This is a genomic window from Clostridium moniliforme (genome assembly GCF_017873235.1).
Classification (GTDB): Bacteria; Bacillota; Clostridia; order Clostridiales; family Clostridiaceae; genus Clostridium; species Clostridium moniliforme.
Genome location: NZ_JAGGJZ010000001.1, coordinates 550,735 through 567,277 on the forward strand (window position 1 = coordinate 550,735; position 16,543 = coordinate 567,277).

General features: G+C 27.1%; 15 protein-coding genes. 3 read left to right on the plus strand and 12 right to left on the minus strand.

Translation table 11 applies throughout. From position 1 onward, the window contains the following. Positions 1 to 129 precede the first annotated feature (129 nt). Positions 130 to 1,263, plus strand: coding sequence for a DEAD/DEAH box helicase (locus J2Z53_RS02620; protein ID WP_209795664.1), 1,134 nt, complete (start codon positions 130 to 132; stop codon positions 1,261 to 1,263). Positions 1,264 to 1,298: 35 nt separating this feature from the next. On the opposite strand, the gene J2Z53_RS02625 is transcribed toward J2Z53_RS02620, so the two are convergent. Further along, positions 1,299 to 3,278, minus strand: a complete 1,980-nt coding sequence (locus tag J2Z53_RS02625) for a fructose-1,6-bisphosphatase (protein WP_209795665.1) — start codon at positions 3,276 to 3,278, stop codon at positions 1,299 to 1,301. Positions 3,279 to 3,523: 245 nt separating this feature from the next. Here J2Z53_RS02625 and J2Z53_RS02630 point away from each other — a divergent pair, with 245 nt between their 5' ends. Further along, positions 3,524 to 4,042 carry a ferritin gene (locus tag J2Z53_RS02630; protein ID WP_209795666.1) on the plus strand — a complete coding sequence of 173 codons (519 nt, stop codon included), beginning with the start codon at positions 3,524 to 3,526 and terminating at the stop codon, positions 4,040 to 4,042. Between the two features lie 104 nt (positions 4,043 to 4,146). On the opposite strand, the gene J2Z53_RS02635 is transcribed toward J2Z53_RS02630, so the two are convergent. The 3 genes from J2Z53_RS02635 to J2Z53_RS02645 all read right to left on the minus strand — a co-directional run bounded on the left by J2Z53_RS02635 (position 4,147) and on the right by J2Z53_RS02645 (position 7,189). After that, positions 4,147 to 4,761 (minus strand): DUF488 domain-containing protein, encoded by a 615-nt coding sequence (locus J2Z53_RS02635; RefSeq protein WP_209795667.1) that lies wholly within the window; start codon positions 4,759 to 4,761, stop codon positions 4,147 to 4,149. A 108-nt stretch (positions 4,762 to 4,869) separates the two neighbouring features. Beyond that, positions 4,870 to 5,793, minus strand: a complete 924-nt coding sequence (locus tag J2Z53_RS02640) for a CAP domain-containing protein (protein WP_234925752.1) — start codon at positions 5,791 to 5,793, stop codon at positions 4,870 to 4,872. A gap of 427 nt (positions 5,794 to 6,220) precedes the next feature. Then, positions 6,221 to 7,189: a Gfo/Idh/MocA family protein gene (locus J2Z53_RS02645; RefSeq protein ID WP_209795668.1), complete on the minus strand. Its 969-nt coding sequence runs from the start codon at positions 7,187 to 7,189 to the stop codon at positions 6,221 to 6,223. A gap of 139 nt (positions 7,190 to 7,328) precedes the next feature. Between J2Z53_RS02645 and J2Z53_RS02650 the strand changes: the two genes are divergently transcribed. Beyond that, positions 7,329 to 8,009 carry a hypothetical protein gene (locus J2Z53_RS02650; protein ID WP_209795669.1) on the plus strand — a complete coding sequence of 227 codons (681 nt, stop codon included), beginning with the start codon at positions 7,329 to 7,331 and terminating at the stop codon, positions 8,007 to 8,009. A gap of 55 nt (positions 8,010 to 8,064) precedes the next feature. Here J2Z53_RS02650 and J2Z53_RS02655 read toward each other — a convergent pair whose 3' ends face one another. The 8 genes from J2Z53_RS02655 to J2Z53_RS02690 form a co-directional block, all read right to left on the minus strand. After that, positions 8,065 to 8,736, minus strand: a complete 672-nt coding sequence (locus tag J2Z53_RS02655) for a TVP38/TMEM64 family protein (RefSeq protein WP_209795670.1) — start codon at positions 8,734 to 8,736, stop codon at positions 8,065 to 8,067. A 166-nt stretch (positions 8,737 to 8,902) separates the two neighbouring features. Next, positions 8,903 to 9,757 carry a homocysteine S-methyltransferase family protein gene (locus J2Z53_RS02660; protein WP_209795671.1) on the minus strand — a complete coding sequence of 285 codons (855 nt, stop codon included), beginning with the start codon at positions 9,755 to 9,757 and terminating at the stop codon, positions 8,903 to 8,905. A 274-nt stretch (positions 9,758 to 10,031) separates the two neighbouring features. After that, a complete protein-coding gene (locus J2Z53_RS02665) occupies positions 10,032 to 10,487 on the minus strand; it encodes an S-ribosylhomocysteine lyase (protein ID WP_209795672.1) in 456 nt (151 codons plus the stop codon). A gap of 373 nt (positions 10,488 to 10,860) precedes the next feature. Then, positions 10,861 to 11,412 (minus strand): GNAT family N-acetyltransferase, encoded by a 552-nt coding sequence (locus J2Z53_RS02670; protein ID WP_209795673.1) that lies wholly within the window; start codon positions 11,410 to 11,412, stop codon positions 10,861 to 10,863. A gap of 151 nt (positions 11,413 to 11,563) precedes the next feature. Next, the gene (locus tag J2Z53_RS02675) at positions 11,564 to 12,517 is read right to left on the minus strand and encodes an MraY family glycosyltransferase (protein WP_209795674.1); all 954 of its coding nucleotides are present in this window, start codon (positions 12,515 to 12,517) and stop codon (positions 11,564 to 11,566) included. A 220-nt stretch (positions 12,518 to 12,737) separates the two neighbouring features. Next, on the minus strand, positions 12,738 to 13,379 hold the full coding sequence (locus J2Z53_RS02680) for a V-type ATP synthase subunit D (protein WP_209795675.1): 642 nt from the start codon (positions 13,377 to 13,379) through the stop codon (positions 12,738 to 12,740). A 3-nt stretch (positions 13,380 to 13,382) separates the two neighbouring features. Further along, a complete protein-coding gene (locus J2Z53_RS02685) occupies positions 13,383 to 14,762 on the minus strand; it encodes a V-type ATP synthase subunit B (protein ID WP_209795676.1) in 1,380 nt (459 codons plus the stop codon). Next, positions 14,755 to 16,533, minus strand: coding sequence for a V-type ATP synthase subunit A (locus tag J2Z53_RS02690; protein ID WP_209795677.1), 1,779 nt, complete (start codon positions 16,531 to 16,533; stop codon positions 14,755 to 14,757). The genes J2Z53_RS02685 and J2Z53_RS02690 overlap by 8 nt, the downstream gene beginning before the upstream one ends. Positions 16,534 to 16,543 lie beyond the last annotated feature (10 nt).

A 16,543-nucleotide genomic window follows, 5' to 3' on the forward strand; every position in this document is an offset into this window, starting at 1 on the left:
TAAGACAATTTATTATTTTTTTACTTAAATCAACATATATTTATCTTTATTTTCTAAAATTAGTACACTTTTAGTCATATTATGTATATACTATAATTTATGACTAACTTCTTAAAGGAGGATATATTTATGAAGAACTTTAGTGAATTAAATTTAGATGATAAAATAATTTTTGGTTTAGAAAAACAAGGAATTACTGTACCAACAGAAATTCAATCTTTAACAATTCCTGAAATATTAGATAATAAGGATGTTATAGGAGAAGCTCATACAGGAAGTGGAAAAACTCTTGCTTTTTTAGCTCCTCTTTTCCAAAAGATAGATGCAAGTAAAAAAGACCTTCAAGTTTTAATTCTTGCTCCAACTCGTGAACTTGTTATGCAAATAGAAAAACAAGCAAAATTATTATCAAAAAACTCAAATATACAAGTTAACTCAATATCAATTATTGGTGATGTTAACATGGATAAGCAAATTAAAAAATTAAAAGAAATTAAACCACAAATTGTAGTTGGAACTCCAGGAAGAGTTTTAGATTTAATTAGAAAGAAAAAAATCAAAGCTCATACAATAAAAACAATTGTTCTTGATGAAGGCGATAACTTATTAGACAACACCCATTTAAGAACTATAAAAGATATAATAAAAAGTACAATGAGAGATAGGCAACTTTTAATTTTTTCTGCAACAGTAAGTGCAAAAGCAATGCCTATTGCAAAGGAATTAATGAAAGATCCTATAATCTTTAAAAATGAAAATAAAGCATCTTTAAATCCTAATATTGAACATATGTACATTGAAGTTTGCGAAAGAGATAAAGCTGAAGTTTTAAGAAAATTAATTGCTGCAGTTAATCCTTCAAAGGCAATTGTATTTATAAATCGTGGATTTGATGTTGAAATGATTGCAGATAAATTAAAATATCATAATCAAAATGCCTTTGCTATGCATAAAAGAATAACAAAAGAACAAAGACAACAAGCTCTTGAAAACTTTAGAAATGGAAAGATAAAGATATTAGTTTCATCAGATATCTCAGCAAGAGGTTTAGATATTGATGGAATTTCTCATATTATAAATTTAGATTTTCCTGTAAATGCCAATGAATATCTTCATAGAGCTGGAAGAACAGCTAGAGGAAATGCTCATGGAACAACTATATCTTTAGTTACAAAAAAAGAATTCCCAGCTATTAGAATATATGAAAGAGAATTTAACATAAAAATAGAAAAGAAAACTTTATCTTATGGTGAATTAGTTTAAACTAAAAAATAGATGAGCAAAAAAGCTCATCTATTTTATCTCATTTCATTTATAAATCCTTTTCTATAAGCTATAAGCAGTAATTTTAAATCCTTTATTTGATTTTTTAATTCTGCTCCAACATCAGTATCTCCTACTCTTTTTCTATTTACTTTTCTTTCAACAATAATACTTGTAGATAAAATATCCTTTTCTTCAATAATAGCATTTTCAATTGATTCAAAAGGCTGATGGGATACTAATTGAAATCCATAGGAATTATATATAAGAGTATATCCTGCAATGCCAGTATCTCTCCTATATGCCTTTGCAAATCCTCCATCTATAACTAGTATTTTTCCTCCACATTTTATTGGACTTTCTCCATACTTTTTCTTAACTGGAACATGTCCATTTACTATTATTGACTCGTTTATATCTAAATCAAATTCTTCTAAAATTTTTCTAACAATATCTTCATTTTCTCTAAACTTATAATATGGATTTTTCTTTTCTATATGTGTTTCCTTATCTTCAATAAAATATCTTTCAAAGGTTGTCATTTCATTTTTACCAAATAATGATGATGCAGGACCTGTCCATAAATACCACATTATATCCATTCCATATAATTTTTCTTCTGTTCCTACTTTATTAAAATATCCTTCCCTTGCTAAAACATCAAATTTTTCTAACAAAGCTTTTCCTTTATAGTCTTTACCTTGAATTGTCATACTTTTAAAAGATCCATCTTCATTTAAAGGTATACATCCATGTAGTAATAAATTTGAATTATATTTTAAATATATACTTCCCTTTGCAAATAAAAATTTAACATGTTTTTGAAGCTTTTCACTATTTACAAATGAATCTCTTAATTTTTCTATTAACTTTTCTTCTTCATCAGTAAGCTTATAAGGATCTTTAGGATCTATTGTTGGGAAGTCTTTATCCTTTAGTTCATAAGTTTTTCCTTTTAGATATATAGTTCCTTCATCATAATTTATTTTATCTAAAAGTAATCTATGGTCTAATTTAAATTCTGGTCTTCTTTTAATAATTTCTTTTTCTAACTTAAATTGTATAATTGCAATTGCCTTATGCATCTTAGAAATTAAATCTATTTCAAATTTTCCATATCTTTTATCATCATTTAATTTTGGGATAAATTCTTTACATGGGTCTTTTTTATAATGTTCTAAAGCAAAGGTTGCAAGAGGCAATAGGTTTATACCGTATATATCTTCTATTGTATCTAAATTCCCATATCTTGTCGCTATTCTTAATACATTTGCTATAGATGTTTTTACTCCTGCTGCTGCTCCCATCCATAACATATCATGATTTCCCCATTGTATATCTACTGAATGATAGTCCATTAATTTATCCATAATTATATCTGCTCTTGGACCTCTATCATATATATCTCCCAAAATATGAAGTCTATCTATAATTAGTCTTTGTATTACATTAGATAAAGCAATAATAAATTCCTTAGATCTTCCAATGTCTATAATTGTACTTATTATTCCATCATAATATTCATGTTTATCAACACCATAAAATTCTTCATGTAATAACTCTTCAATAACATAACTAAAATCTTTAGGCAAAGCTTTTCTAACTTTTGATCTTGTATACTTAGATGATACATTTCTACAAAGCTCTATTAATCTATATAAATTAATTTTATACCAATCATCTATATTATCTTCTTCTTTTAAAACTATTTCTAATTTTTGTTCTGGATAATAAACTAATGTTGCTAAACTTTTCTTTTCACTATCTCTAAGGGAATTTCCAAAAACACTTTCTATTTTTCTCTTTACAACACCTGAACCATTTTTTAAAACGTGCACAAAAGGTTCATATTCTCCATGTAAATCTGTTAAAAAATGTTCTGTTCCTTTTGGTAAGTTTAATATAGCACTTAAATTAATAATTTCTGTTGATGCTTCTGCTATAGTTGGATATTGTTTGGCTAAAAGTTTTAAATATTTTAATTTTTCAATAATTTCGTCATCACAATTATTCATTTTTGTCCTCCAGTAATTTCAAATCTTCAATAACAATTCCTGTAATCCTTTCAAAATAATTATAGCTTAATTTTAATTCCATCACAATAACTTATACTATATTTTAATTTAATATATATAATCTATACTATATATTTCATATAAATATATATTATATACTATTTGATTTATGTATAAGTTTGCTAATTATTATTAAAAGATATACAATAACTTCATAGATATTTTTAATTAAAGGAGAGATAAAAATGCTAAGTAAAAATTTATTAGAAAGTCTTAACAAACAAGTTAACTTTGAATTCTATTCATCTTATCTTTATTTATCAATGGCAGCCTATGCTGAATCTGTTGATTTAAGTGGGTTTGCAAATTTTTTTAGAGTTCAAGCACAAGAAGAATTAGCTCATGCAATGAAATTTTATGATTACATATTCCAAAAGAATGGTGTAGTAACTTTAGAAACAATTCCAAAACCTGATCTTACTTTTGATAATATAATAGATGTTTTTCAAAAAGGATATAATCACGAACAACTTGTTACAAAAAAAATATATGAACTTGCTGATATTGCAAGTGAAGAAAGAGAACATTCAACTATGAGTTTACTTAATTGGTTTATTGATGAGCAAGTTGAAGAAGAAAATAACTTTAATTCTCTTCTAAAAAGAATTAGAAGATCTGAAGGAAATCCAGCTGCTATATATATGATGGATGATGAACTTGCAACAAGAGTATTTGTTCCTATAAACAATAATAATAATCAATAAAATATTAAAGAACTCAGATTATACAAAATAACCTGAGTTCTTTAATTAATTTTTCATTTACTTATAATATCCTTAATTATATTTCATAAAAAACCTTAAATCTTTTATTTTAAGTGTTCTATTCTATAACCAATATCTTTATTAGCTAATTTATAGCTTTCTTTTATCATCTCATCTTCATTTAATCCATTGCCAAGGAGGCAATCTATTGTTATTTGATTTCTAGTTTTAAAATATTTATCTAAAAGATTATGTTCAATATCCTTCTGAGATGCTATTGAATAATCATCAAGTATATGATTTACCTTAATTCCATTTTCCTCTAAAAACTTTCCAAGTAAAATAGCTCTATGACATCTTATTGGATCTTGCATAGCTCCAAGCAATGCTATTTTATATCCTTTTTTTAACCCATTTTTTAATCTTTCAATACCTGTTTTAAAGCTATCTTCATTAATTATCTTTTTAAAATCTGCATACCCTTCCTTATTATAGGATTCTTTAGTTTTTCTTTTAGCAGCTAATTCTTCACCCATATAAATATATAAAAATCCAGCATTTTTTAAGGAATATCTTATTGCTTCTTTATCAAATTGTACATTATATTTAGAATAAGGTGTCCCTCTTATATCTACAACACAATCAATATTAAAATGTTTTAGCATATCTATCAATCTTTCCATACTGTAATTAGAATGTCCAATTGTAAATATTTCCATTTAAAATCACCTCTTTAATTATTTTCACCTTATTTATAAGTTAATATTTATTTTAATATTAAAAAGCTATGTGCATATTTTAGCACATAGCTTTATTATTATAAATTTCTATCTATAAAACTCTTGGGTTGCATAAACTGTATTTCCTGTTTTATAAACTCCTACACCAATACTTGAAAAATTATTTGATAAAATATTCGCTCTATGTCCTGGTGAATTCATCCAATTAGTCATAAATTGATTTGCTAATTCATTTGCATCAGATACTCCACCAATATAAGCAATATTTTCTCCCCACGCTCTATAATTTACTCCATCACCCTTCATTTTAACTGTTATAAGATTTCCTTCTGGATCCTTATGATCAAAATATTTTCTATCTCCCATATCTTGAGATTTTATTTTTGCATACTTTTCCATAGTATTATTATATGATAATTCTGGAATTCCAGCCTTTTTTCTCTCTTCATTTACTTTTTTAAATATCATAATTTGTACTTGTTCCATGAATTTATCACTACTATTTATAGCTGTTTTAGCATTGCTAGTATTCTTTAGTGTTTGTGATCTGTTTGAATTTTCTTCCTTGTTTTGTACAGTTTTAGTCCTTTTATCAACTTTAGAAACTTTTTTATTATTTAAAGTTTTCTTTCTATCTTCTACTTTTTTACTATCATTATTTTCTTTATTGTTTTGAACTAAGCTTTCATTTTCTCCATATGAATTTAAGTTATTAAAATCTATTTGTCCATATATAAGTTGTCTAAGATTCTTTGATATTCCTCTAAAATATGAAATACATTCTCTATTTAAATATCCATCTTTTTGTAATGATAATGGTGATACTTTTTCATAGTTTATGTTGCAATTTTGTGCTTGTTCTCTATTATTAGTAATATTATCTTTATTACATTCAATAGAAGTTTTACAATTTGATAAACTATCATCTGTATTTGCAGAAGCATAAGCAGTAGCTCCTACTCCCCCTAGTAATGTAGTAGTTATTAACATAGCAATTAGTTTTTGTTTCATTTGTACCACTCCTTTTTATTTTTTCAGGCCTACAACATAGGTCCAATATCTTATTAGTTAAAGTACTTTTTACTTTTCTAATGCTAACATGTATATTTATAACATACTTTTAACCTTAAAATAACAGTAAATCACTGCCATTAGTTCATATGTAAAGGCTAATTTCAAGTATATTCCTAATCTAAAAACTCTTATTTTTTAAAAAGTTGGCAGTATAACTTACTCTCAATGGTTTTTCCATTATATTCTTTGGGTAAAATTACTAGGCATAATTTATTTATTTTTTGATTAATATTTTCAAAAAATAAAAGCTAAAGAAACTATTAAGTTCCTTTAGCTTAAAATTTTTAACTATTTAATTATAAGTTTTAATGTTAAGTATTATTTGAATAATCTTCATTATGCTCCTTTAATTATTTTAATTTTTTTACTCAAAAGGATACTTTATTCCCCACTGATTTCTAACCTTATCCATTATATCCATTACATCAATTGATAATTCTAAAGTATTATCATTTCTTTTCTTTAAAATACTTTCATTAATATCTAAAACTTCATACATTAATGCCTTTGAAGTCTCTCCAGCTTCTATGACCTCTGTCCTTCCATCTAAATAAGTTATAGTTGCTCTATCTGCCCTTGGAAAATTATCTACTGTTATAAAACCTAATTCCCCTGCTACAACTCCTCTTTTAGGCATCTTTGCTCTCATAGTTAAAGAAATTACTCCCATTTCATCAAAAGAATTCTTAAGTATTATTCCAGATTGTTCATCTACTCCAGTTTCAAATTTCTTAACTGTTGTTAAAACTTCTTCTGGTTTTTCTGAAAAAAAGTATCTAGCAAAAGATAATGCATATGTTCCTATATCAAGAAGAGCTCCTCCAGCTAAATCTCTATTAAAAAATCTATTATTAGCATCATTTTCTTTACAACTTCCAAAAGATACTTGTATCATTTTAAGTTTTCCAATTTTTTCGGAAACAACTATTTCTTTTAGTTTTTTATATAAAGGCATATGATAAATTGTCATAGCCTCTCTAACAATTAAATTTTTAGATTTCGCTAAATCTGTTATTTCCTTTAATTCTTTACTATTTACAGTTATTGCTTTTTCACAAAGTACATGCTTATTATTTTTTAAACTTTCCATTATATATTCATAGTGATTACAATGAGGAGTTGATATATATACTATATCAATATTTTCATCCTTTAGCATATCTGTATAATTTCCATAAGCTTTCTTAACATTATGATTTTTTGCAAATTTTTCTGCTTTTAAAATATTTCTTGAAGCAACTGCATAAATTCCTATATTAGATTCATTTAATGCCTTTGCGAATTCTTCTGCTATTGTTCCAGGTCCTAATATTGCCCAATTTATATTACTCATACTCTACACCTCATTATATTTTTATATTAATTAAATTTTAACATCAGTGAAATATTTAAGCTATATATATTTTGATAAAATATATATATAGTTATTTTTATCTTATAATAATAATTTAATTTAAAAGGTGGCGATTACTTTGAAATTATCAGTTGAAATTTATGATAATATTCCAAGATTTAATTGTGATGAGTGCTATAAATGTAATAGTAAAATCGGTGTAAGTTTATGTAAATACAAGCATAGAGGCTGTTGTTTTTATTATCCTAAATTTAATTTAGTAGATTTACAAAGAATGGTTAAAGACCCTGAAGGTAAACCTGTTATTAATAAGATATTAAATAATAAAAAAGCTAAAATATTTAATTATTATATTCAAGAAGTTGGATATTTTGATAAAGAAGGTTATAACAATTATTTAAAAAGTCCAAATTTTAAATTTGATAAATCTGAACCCTTAGATAAAACTCTGTATTTTAAATCTTGCCCTTTTGTAGTAGATGGGAAAGGCTGTTCTATACCTTCAAAATTTAGAACTCCAGTATGCAATTTTTTTCTTTGCACTGAAATAAAAAATACTGCTAATTATAATAATTTAATACATAGCTATGAATTAGCAGCTAGAGAATATTATCATTACTATGAATGGGAAAATGAAAATCTTATAGAACTCTTTGAAGAAAAAGGATTAACCCTAAAAAATAATCTTAAAGAATCATTAGAATTCCTAAAAAGCCTTAAAATTTATTATTGTGAATTTCCTAAATTAAAAGATTTTAATTCAAATGATATTAATTCTAATTTTCCTATAGCAAAATAAAAATCTAATAATAATCAGAAAGTGACCTTAAACTATAATTTAAGATCACTTCTAATTAGCTTTCTGTTCTGCTATTTTTCTTTTGATTTATTAAATATTTTGAAGATATAACTCCAATAATAAGCACTGCTATTGGAATTAAAAATTGAATTGAAAATGGATTACTAAAGCTTCTTCCAAGAATTGAATAGCATATTGTTTCTGGAATAACTCCTAAAAGTGATGCTAAAATAAAATCTTTATATTTTATTTTAGTAAATCCACAGGCATAACTTAATGGATCAAAGGGAAGTATTGGTGGTAATCTTAAAAGAAATAAAATTCTAAATCCATTCTTCTCTATATTTTTATCTAATTTAATAAATCTGTTTCCAATTATACCTTCAACAAAATCTCTTCCTAAAAGCCTTGATGTATAAAAGGCAATAGTCCCTGATATAAAAAATCCTACCATTGTAAGTAAAAACCCCTTTATAGGTCCAAATAATGTTCCTCCAACTATTGCAATTAAATTTGTTGGAATAACTACAAAAAATGGTTTTAATACAAAAATTCCCATATATACTGATGAAGAAAAGGCTCCTTTTTCTTTAATAAACTTTGACACCTTTTCAAAATCTAAATTCTTTATAAATTCCAAGTTTTTAACTAATATGAATAAACAAACTGCTACTAATACTAAAAATATATAAAACTTTATTTTGCTTATATTATTACTTCTACTCATTCTAACTCCTCTTATTAAACTACTTATATTGATTTTTTATAACCTATGCTTTGATAAATAAAAGTAACATAAAAACTTAATAATGTAAAGTAAGTATAATCAGTATTTATAATTTATATGTTAATTATAAGAATTTCTTAATTATTCATAAAAATATCTTAATTATTTATAATATTTTAGAAAGTTCTTTTATAAATTCAGGGGTTGTTCCACAACATCCTCCAACTATTGAGGCTCCGTTATCAATAAGTTTTTTTATTCCTTTACTAAATTCTTCTTTAGTAATATCATATTCTAATTTTCCATTTATAACTTTTGGAACTCCTGCATTTGGCATAGCTATAACTGGTAAAGTTGTATTCTTACTTGTTCTTTTTATTATATCTTCAAGATTTTTACCTTCTTCCGTACAATTTACACCTATTCCATCAACATCTAACTTCTCTAGCTCTAAAGACATAGTTTCTGGTAAACACCCACCATAGGTTATTCCTTCCTTGGAAAAGGTCATAGTTGCAAAAATAGGAATATCACAAACTTCTTTTATTCCATAAATTGCTGCTTTCATTTCATATAAATCAGTCATAGTTTCAATAATAACTAAATCAACTTCATACTTTATCCCTTCTTTTATTTGCCTTTTAAAAATATTTTTAGCTCTATTAAAATCTATTTCTTCATTTTCTCCTACTTTTCTTCCAATAGGTCCAATATCTAAAGCAACAAAGCCATTTTCCCTATCCATAACCTCTTTAGCTATATTTACTCCACTACATATTATCTCTTCAACAGAATACGGTGTGTTTTTTAGTCTTATTTCATTTGCACCAAAGGTATTAGTAGTTATAACCTTAGCTCCTGCTTTTATATACTCCTTATGTATATTTTTTACTATTTCACTATGAGTAATATTAAATTTTTCTGTACCTTTATTTATATTCAATCCTTTTCTTTGTAGCATAGTTCCCATAGCTCCATCAAATATTAAAATGTTATCTTTAATATATTCTCTTATATTCAAATATTTCAACTCATTTCTATACTTAACTATACCTTGATTTTATATGTTTATATAATATAATACAAATTTTAATCAATCCTTAATTAGTATTTTTAATATATACTTTTAAATAACCACTAATTAAAATATATATTAATAAAAAAACAGGCGTAAATTTTTAAATATATTTTACGCCTGTAATTTATAATATTTTCGCCGCATTCTATTTCCTCTGTATCCTAAATATTTTAAAAATAAATTATTTTTAAAATTATTAAAAATAAGAGGCTTTCTGCTACTCTCCATATATATTTAGGGAAAACCCCTTACTTATTGCATTTTCTGCACATTCTCTCATCCCTAAAAGAGAACTTTCCTCATAATTATTACACTCTACTGAGTTTCCTTCTGGTATGCTATCTGAGATCAATAGGTTTCTTAGTACAGCTTCTACAGCAGCTTTTATTTCTATAGAATCTTTATCTCCCCAAGTACTTAAATAAAATCCTGTTCTACATTCCATAGGAGAAATTTCTATTACTCCATCTAATTCCTCTCTTATACAATAGTTAAAGTGATGTTCTAATGCATTCATAGCTTCTATTGAAAACTCTTCTTTATTTGGTTGCAAAAATCTAATATCAAATTTACTTATCTTATCTCCATTTGCCCCCTCATAAATACAGGATTTTCTTATAAATGGTGCCTTTACCTTTTTGATGTCAAAATCAAAGTTTTCTACCTTTTTCATAATATTACCTCCTATTATAAATCTTTTATTATGCCTTGATTAAATTTGTTATTCTATCTATATACTAAACCTAGTAAATATATGCATAAATTTTGAATAAAAATTCTACATTTTAAATTTTAAAAATACTATCACTATTAATTGTATCCATTTTTTTAAAATTTAAACCAAATAACAAAATATAACCAAAATGTCTTTACATATTTTTAAGTAAACTTAACTTATATATAAGTAATAAACAAATATTAAATAAAAAATATATAAGTCTAATTTTATATATAGAAGATAATATTATAATTAGTATTATTTTATTTTTAGTAATTAGATATTTATATTCTTATGTATAATTATAAAGTTAATATACATTTTAATATTAATTATACATATTTATATTATTTAAATAATAATCTTTAAATAAAGCCATTAATATTTCATCATGGTATTTTCCTTCTCGAAATATTTCTTTTTTAAGTCTTCCCTCTTCCTTAAAGCCAAGTTTCTTATAACAAGCTAATGCTCTTGGATTTAAAGAAAATACACTTAGCTTTATTTTTTCCATATTACATTCTTCAAATATAAATTTAATTAAAATAGATAAGGCATCATAACCGTATCCTTTACCCCAATAATTTTTATTTCCTATCATAATTCCTATAGTACAATTTCTATTTTTTATATTTGTAGAATTAATGCTACATCCACCAATTATTTGTCCACTTTCTAAATCTTCTATAGCAAAATCATAAGTTTGATCATTTGAATTACAATCTTTTTTAACCCAATTTTCTTCTTGCCAAAAAGTCATAGGAAATGGTGTATTAGGATCCACAAACTTCTTCACTTCAAAATCATTAATAAAATTTTGAACTATTTTTATATCTTCTTCACAATATGCTCTAAGTCTTACCTTTTTTCCTCTATACATTTTAATGCCCCCTTTTTATTTTCTATAAATAATAACAAAAACATATTTATATGTCAATATTTACATAAAATATTTATTTAAATAAAACTTAACAACAAAAAAATAAAAAAAAATAAGCATCACCTTAGAATTCTAAGGTGATGCTTATTTTTTATGGATGGTTGTAAAACAATAATACTATTGATAGAAATGAGCACACTATACTTATTCCTACAATAAAATGTACAACCTGTGGTTTATTTAAACCCTTCTCTTCTAATCTAAAATGCATTTGACTTCTATCAGCTTGATATACTGGCTTACCTTCATTAAATCTTTTAAATATAACAAATATATTATCAAATATAGGTACTGCAAGTGCTAATATAGGTAATAATAAGCTAAGTACTGTAGCTTGTTTAAATGCACCATCTAAGGCAATTATACTCAAAATAAACCCTAAGAAATTTGCCCCCGAGTCTCCCATAAAAACTTTAGCTGGATACCTATTATATAATAAGAATCCTGCTATTACACCAGCAAGTACTATTGATGATGTTGCTGAGTAATTTTGTCCTAAAATTATAGCTGCTATAAAAAATGTAATTGAAGAAACTAATGAAATTCCCCCTGCTAGTCCATCCATTCCATCAGACCAATTTATTACTGTTGTAACTCCAAAAATCCAAGTTATACTTAAAACAAATTGTAAAAAAGAATTAAGAGTTACATAATTACCTGTAAATGGATTTGTAAAACCTTTAAATGCAATTCCTGCATTAAATACTAGTATCGCCGCTAATATTTGAATTATTAATCTTGGTAATATAGGGAATTCCTTTCCAATTGCCTTATAAGAATCATCTATTAACCCTATAAGTAATATTAGTGTAGATGATATAAATATCCATATAGCTTCATTTTTGTCTTCCTTTGCTACAAAATAATATACTATAAAAAATACTATAAACATTGCAAGTCCACCACATAATGGTGTTACTTTATTATGTTTCTTCCTTTTAGTAGGTTTGTCTGTAAAACCTATTTTATTTGATAATTTCATTAATATTGGCATAAGTAATGCAACCAATAAAAAAGAAACCATAAATTCTATAAAATAATACATATATTCCTTCTCCTAAATCACGCTCAATTGTAAATTCTGTGTTAAAGAAATTATAACCTACAATGAATTATACTATTAATATATATTATTATCAATTATATTAATACAATTTTAATTTACTTTTAAGTATTTATCAAATATAGATAATAATTATTTTAATATTATTAAATACTAAAAGAATTACACCTTAGAAAAACCTAAGGTGTAATAATAATTATAACTATCCTCTTTCTTCAATCATACTCTTAACTTTCATAAGTCTAGTTAAGGCACTTCTTTCATTCTCATCAAGTTTCATTCTTATATACTTGATAGTTTCTTGTAATTGAGGAATTGTCATATATTCAAGAGCGTTAACTCTTCTTCTAGTTTTCTCTATTTCATCTGCCATAAGCTGACATGACTTTTCTACTTCTGCTAACTCTAAAAGCTTTGGTAATATTCCATAAAGCTTTGTTATTGCATCATCAAGTTCTGATGAAGTATTCGCAAATCCATATGGGAAGATACTACCTTCGTCTCCTTCAAGCTGTCTTTTAAAGTTCATAACAGGAACATTAACACTCATTATGTTTTTCTTTCCAACATCTACAGAAATGCTTTCTTTAGGATAAGCAATTGCTTCCTCTAAAAATTCTGAGCTCATAACAGCTCTTGCCATAACAAAATCTTTTAAAGAACCTTCTAGTTCATTTTCTACATCTTTTCTTATGGAGTTATTATATTTTACAAGGTTTATGAATTGTCTCATTAATTCATCTTGCTTATCTTTTAAAAGCTTATGACCTCTAGTAGCTGTAGTTAATCTCTTTTTCAGCTTTGTGAGTTCCATTCTAGTAGGATTCACATTTAACTTAGCCATAGCCTATTCTTCCTCTCTTGGCATATATTTTTCAAGGTATTCGTCTCTAATTCTCTTAAGTTCAGTTCTTGGAAGTAATTTTAATAACTTCCAACCTAAATCTAAAGTTTCAATTATTGTTCTATTTGTAGTAAAGCCTTGTGAAACATATTCATTTTCAAAAGCTTCTGCAAATTTAGCAAATGCCTTATCAGTTTCTGAAAGAGCTGATTCTCCTAAGATTGCTGATAATTCTTTTGCTTGTTTACCTTGAGCATATGCTGAGAATAATTGGTTCATTGTATCTGCATGGTCTTCTCTAGTTTTTCCTTTACCTATACCTTTATCTTTAAGTCTTGAAAGTGATGGTAAAACATCTATTGGAGGCATAATTCCTTTTTTGTAAAGTTCTCTTGAAAGAATTATTTGTCCTTCTGTTATATATCCAGTTAAATCTGGAATTGGATGTGTCTTATCATCTTCAGGCATTGTAAGTATTGGAATTTGAGTAATTGAACCTTCTTTTCCTCTAAGTCTTCCTGCTCTTTCATATAATGTTGAAAGGTCAGTATATAAATATCCTGGATATCCTCTTCTACCTGGAACTTCTTTTCTTGCAGCTGAAACTTCTCTTAGTGCTTCTGCATAATTTGTTATATCTGTCATAATAACAAGAACGTGCATTCCTTTTTCATATGCTAAATATTCAGCAGTAGTTAATGCCATTCTTGGAGTAGCTATTCTTTCTATAGCAGGGTCTGAAGCTAAATTCATAAATAGAACTGATCTATCTATTGCTCCTGTTTCTTTAAATTCATCAACGAAGAATTGAGCTTCTTCGAATGTAATACCAATAGCCGCAAATACAACTGCGAACTTTGAATCAGAATTTAAAACTTTTGCTTGTCTTGCTATTTGTGCAGCAAGTTCTGCATGTGGAAGTCCTGATCCTGAGAAAACTGGAAGCTTTTGACCTCTAACTAGAGTGTTAAGTCCATCTATTGCTGATATTCCTGTTTGAATGAATTCTGATGGGAAATCTCTAGCAACTGGATTTATTGCTTCACCATTTATATCAAGTCTTTGTTCTGGTATTATCTTTGGACCATTATCTATTGGTTTTCCCATACCATCAAAGACTCTTCCAAGCATATCTTCTGAAACACCAAGTTCAAGTGGTCTTCCTAAAAATTTTGCTTTAGTTCCTTTTAAGTTTATTCCTGAAGAACCTTCAAAGATTTGTACCATAGCTTTTGAACCGTTAACTTCTAGTACTTTACCTCTTCTTTTTTCTCCATTTTGTAATTCTATTTCAACTAATTCATCATATTTAACACCTTCAACGCCTTCAACAGCCATTAAAGGTCCTACAACTTCTGTAACTGTTCTATATTCTTTAAGCATCTAGAACCCCTCCTTCGCTGATTAATTTATTCATCTCAGATGTTAAATCAGTTCCGATTTTATCAATTTTTGATAACTCGTCTTCATGGATATACTTAGCTCTAGCTATTCTATCTCTTATTTCACTCATACCTAAAATCTTATCTAAATATACTCCATTTTCTAAAGCTCTATCTGCTTCGTGTTTAAATTGAAGTATAAGTTTTAACATTTTGTGTTGCTTATTTAATGAAGCATATGTATCTACTTCATGGAAAGCATTTTGTTGAAGATAGTCTTCTCTTATTGACTTAGCAATTTCAAGTTTTAATCTATCTTCTTCTGAAAGAGCATCTATACCAACAAGTCTAACTATTTCTTGTAAGTTAGCTTCTTCTTGTAATAACGCCATAGCCTCTACTCTTAAACTTGACCAATCTGGTGCAACTTCTTCATCCATCCATTTGCCAATTCTATCTGCATATAATGAATAAGAATTTAACCAGTTTATTGATGGGAAGTGTCTTTGATATGCAAGTTGAGCATCTAGTCCCCAGAAAACTTTAACTATTCTTAAAGTTGATTGAGTAACTGGCTCTGAAATATCTCCTCCTGGAGGTGATACTGCACCTATTGCTGTAACTGCCCCTTCTCTTCCATCTTTACCAAGACAAACAACCTTACCAGCTCTTTCATAATAATCTGCAAGTCTTGATCCTAAGTATGCTGGATAACCTTCATCACCAGGCATTTCTTCAAGTCTACCTGACATTTCTCTTAAAGCTTCTGCCCACCTTGATGTAGAATCGGCCATAATAGCTACTGAATATCCCATATCTCTAAAATACTCAGCTATAGTTATACCAGTATAAATTGATGCTTCTCTAGCTGCAACTGGCATATTTGAAGTATTTGCTATAAGAACTGTTCTTTTCATTAAGCTTTCACCAGTTTTTGGGTCTTTAAGTTCTGGGAACTCATTTAAAACGTCTGTCATTTCATTTCCACGTTCTCCACAACCAACATAAACAACTATTTCAGCATCTCCCCATTTAGCTATTTGGTGTTGAACAACTGTTTTACCAGCTCCAAATGGTCCTGGAACTGCAGCAGCTCCTCCTTTAACAACTGGGAAGAAAGTATCTATAACTCTTTGTCCTGTAGTTAATGGCGCAACTGGATTTAACTTATTTGCATAAGGTCTTCCTTTTCTTACTGGCCATTTTTGCATCATAGTAACTTCTTTATCTCCATCTTTAGTTTCTATAACACAAACTACTTCTTCTATATTAAATTCTCCTGATTTAATATCTTTAACTTTACCTTCAACTCCAAAAGGTACCATTATCTTATGAAGTACTACTGGTGTTTCTTGAACTGTTCCAATAACATCTCCAGCAGCAACTTCTTCTCCAACTTCAACTGTAGGAACAAATTCCCAAATCTTTTCTCTATCTAATGATTTAACAGAAACTCCTTTTGTTAGGAAATCTGATCCTGCTGCTTTCATAAAAGCATCAAGTGGTCTTTGTATTCCATCAAACATTGCTTCAATAAGTCCTGGTCCAAGTTCAACACTTAGTGGTTCTCCAGTTGTTACAACTGGGTCTCCAGGTCCTATTCCTGAAGTTTCTTCATATACTTGTATTGATGCCTTATCGCCTCTCATCTCGATGATTTCGCCGATAAGACCTTTTTCTCCAACTTTACATACGTCATATATATTAGCTTCATCCATACCTTCAGCAACAACTAAAGGTCCTGAAACTTTAATTATTTTCCCGGTCTTCACCTTACAAAAC

Excerpts from the sequence above, each read along its gene's own strand:
- J2Z53_RS02680 (WP_209795675.1), bottom strand. The coding sequence starts at position 13,379 with ATGGCTAAGTTAAATGTGAATCCTACTAGAATGGAACTCACAAAGCTG.
- J2Z53_RS02635 (WP_209795667.1), bottom strand. The coding sequence starts at position 4,761 with ATGGAAATATTTACAATTGGACATTCTAATTACAGTATGGAAAGATTG.
- J2Z53_RS02625 (WP_209795665.1), bottom strand. The coding sequence starts at position 3,278 with ATGAATAATTGTGATGACGAAATTATTGAAAAATTAAAATATTTAAAA.
- J2Z53_RS02665 (WP_209795672.1), bottom strand. The coding sequence starts at position 10,487 with ATGAAAAAGGTAGAAAACTTTGATTTTGACATCAAAAAGGTAAAGGCA.
- J2Z53_RS02630 (WP_209795666.1), top strand. The coding sequence starts at position 3,524 with ATGCTAAGTAAAAATTTATTAGAAAGTCTTAACAAACAAGTTAACTTT.
- J2Z53_RS02645 (WP_209795668.1), bottom strand. The coding sequence starts at position 7,189 with ATGAGTAATATAAATTGGGCAATATTAGGACCTGGAACAATAGCAGAA.
- J2Z53_RS02655 (WP_209795670.1), bottom strand. The coding sequence starts at position 8,736 with ATGAGTAGAAGTAATAATATAAGCAAAATAAAGTTTTATATATTTTTA.
- J2Z53_RS02685 (WP_209795676.1), bottom strand. The coding sequence starts at position 14,762 with ATGCTTAAAGAATATAGAACAGTTACAGAAGTTGTAGGACCTTTAATG.
- J2Z53_RS02620 (WP_209795664.1), top strand. The coding sequence starts at position 130 with ATGAAGAACTTTAGTGAATTAAATTTAGATGATAAAATAATTTTTGGT.
- J2Z53_RS02675 (WP_209795674.1), bottom strand. The coding sequence starts at position 12,517 with ATGTATTATTTTATAGAATTTATGGTTTCTTTTTTATTGGTTGCATTA.
- J2Z53_RS02670 (WP_209795673.1), bottom strand. The coding sequence starts at position 11,412 with ATGTATAGAGGAAAAAAGGTAAGACTTAGAGCATATTGTGAAGAAGAT.
- J2Z53_RS02640 (WP_234925752.1), bottom strand. The coding sequence starts at position 5,793 with ATGAAACAAAAACTAATTGCTATGTTAATAACTACTACATTACTAGGG.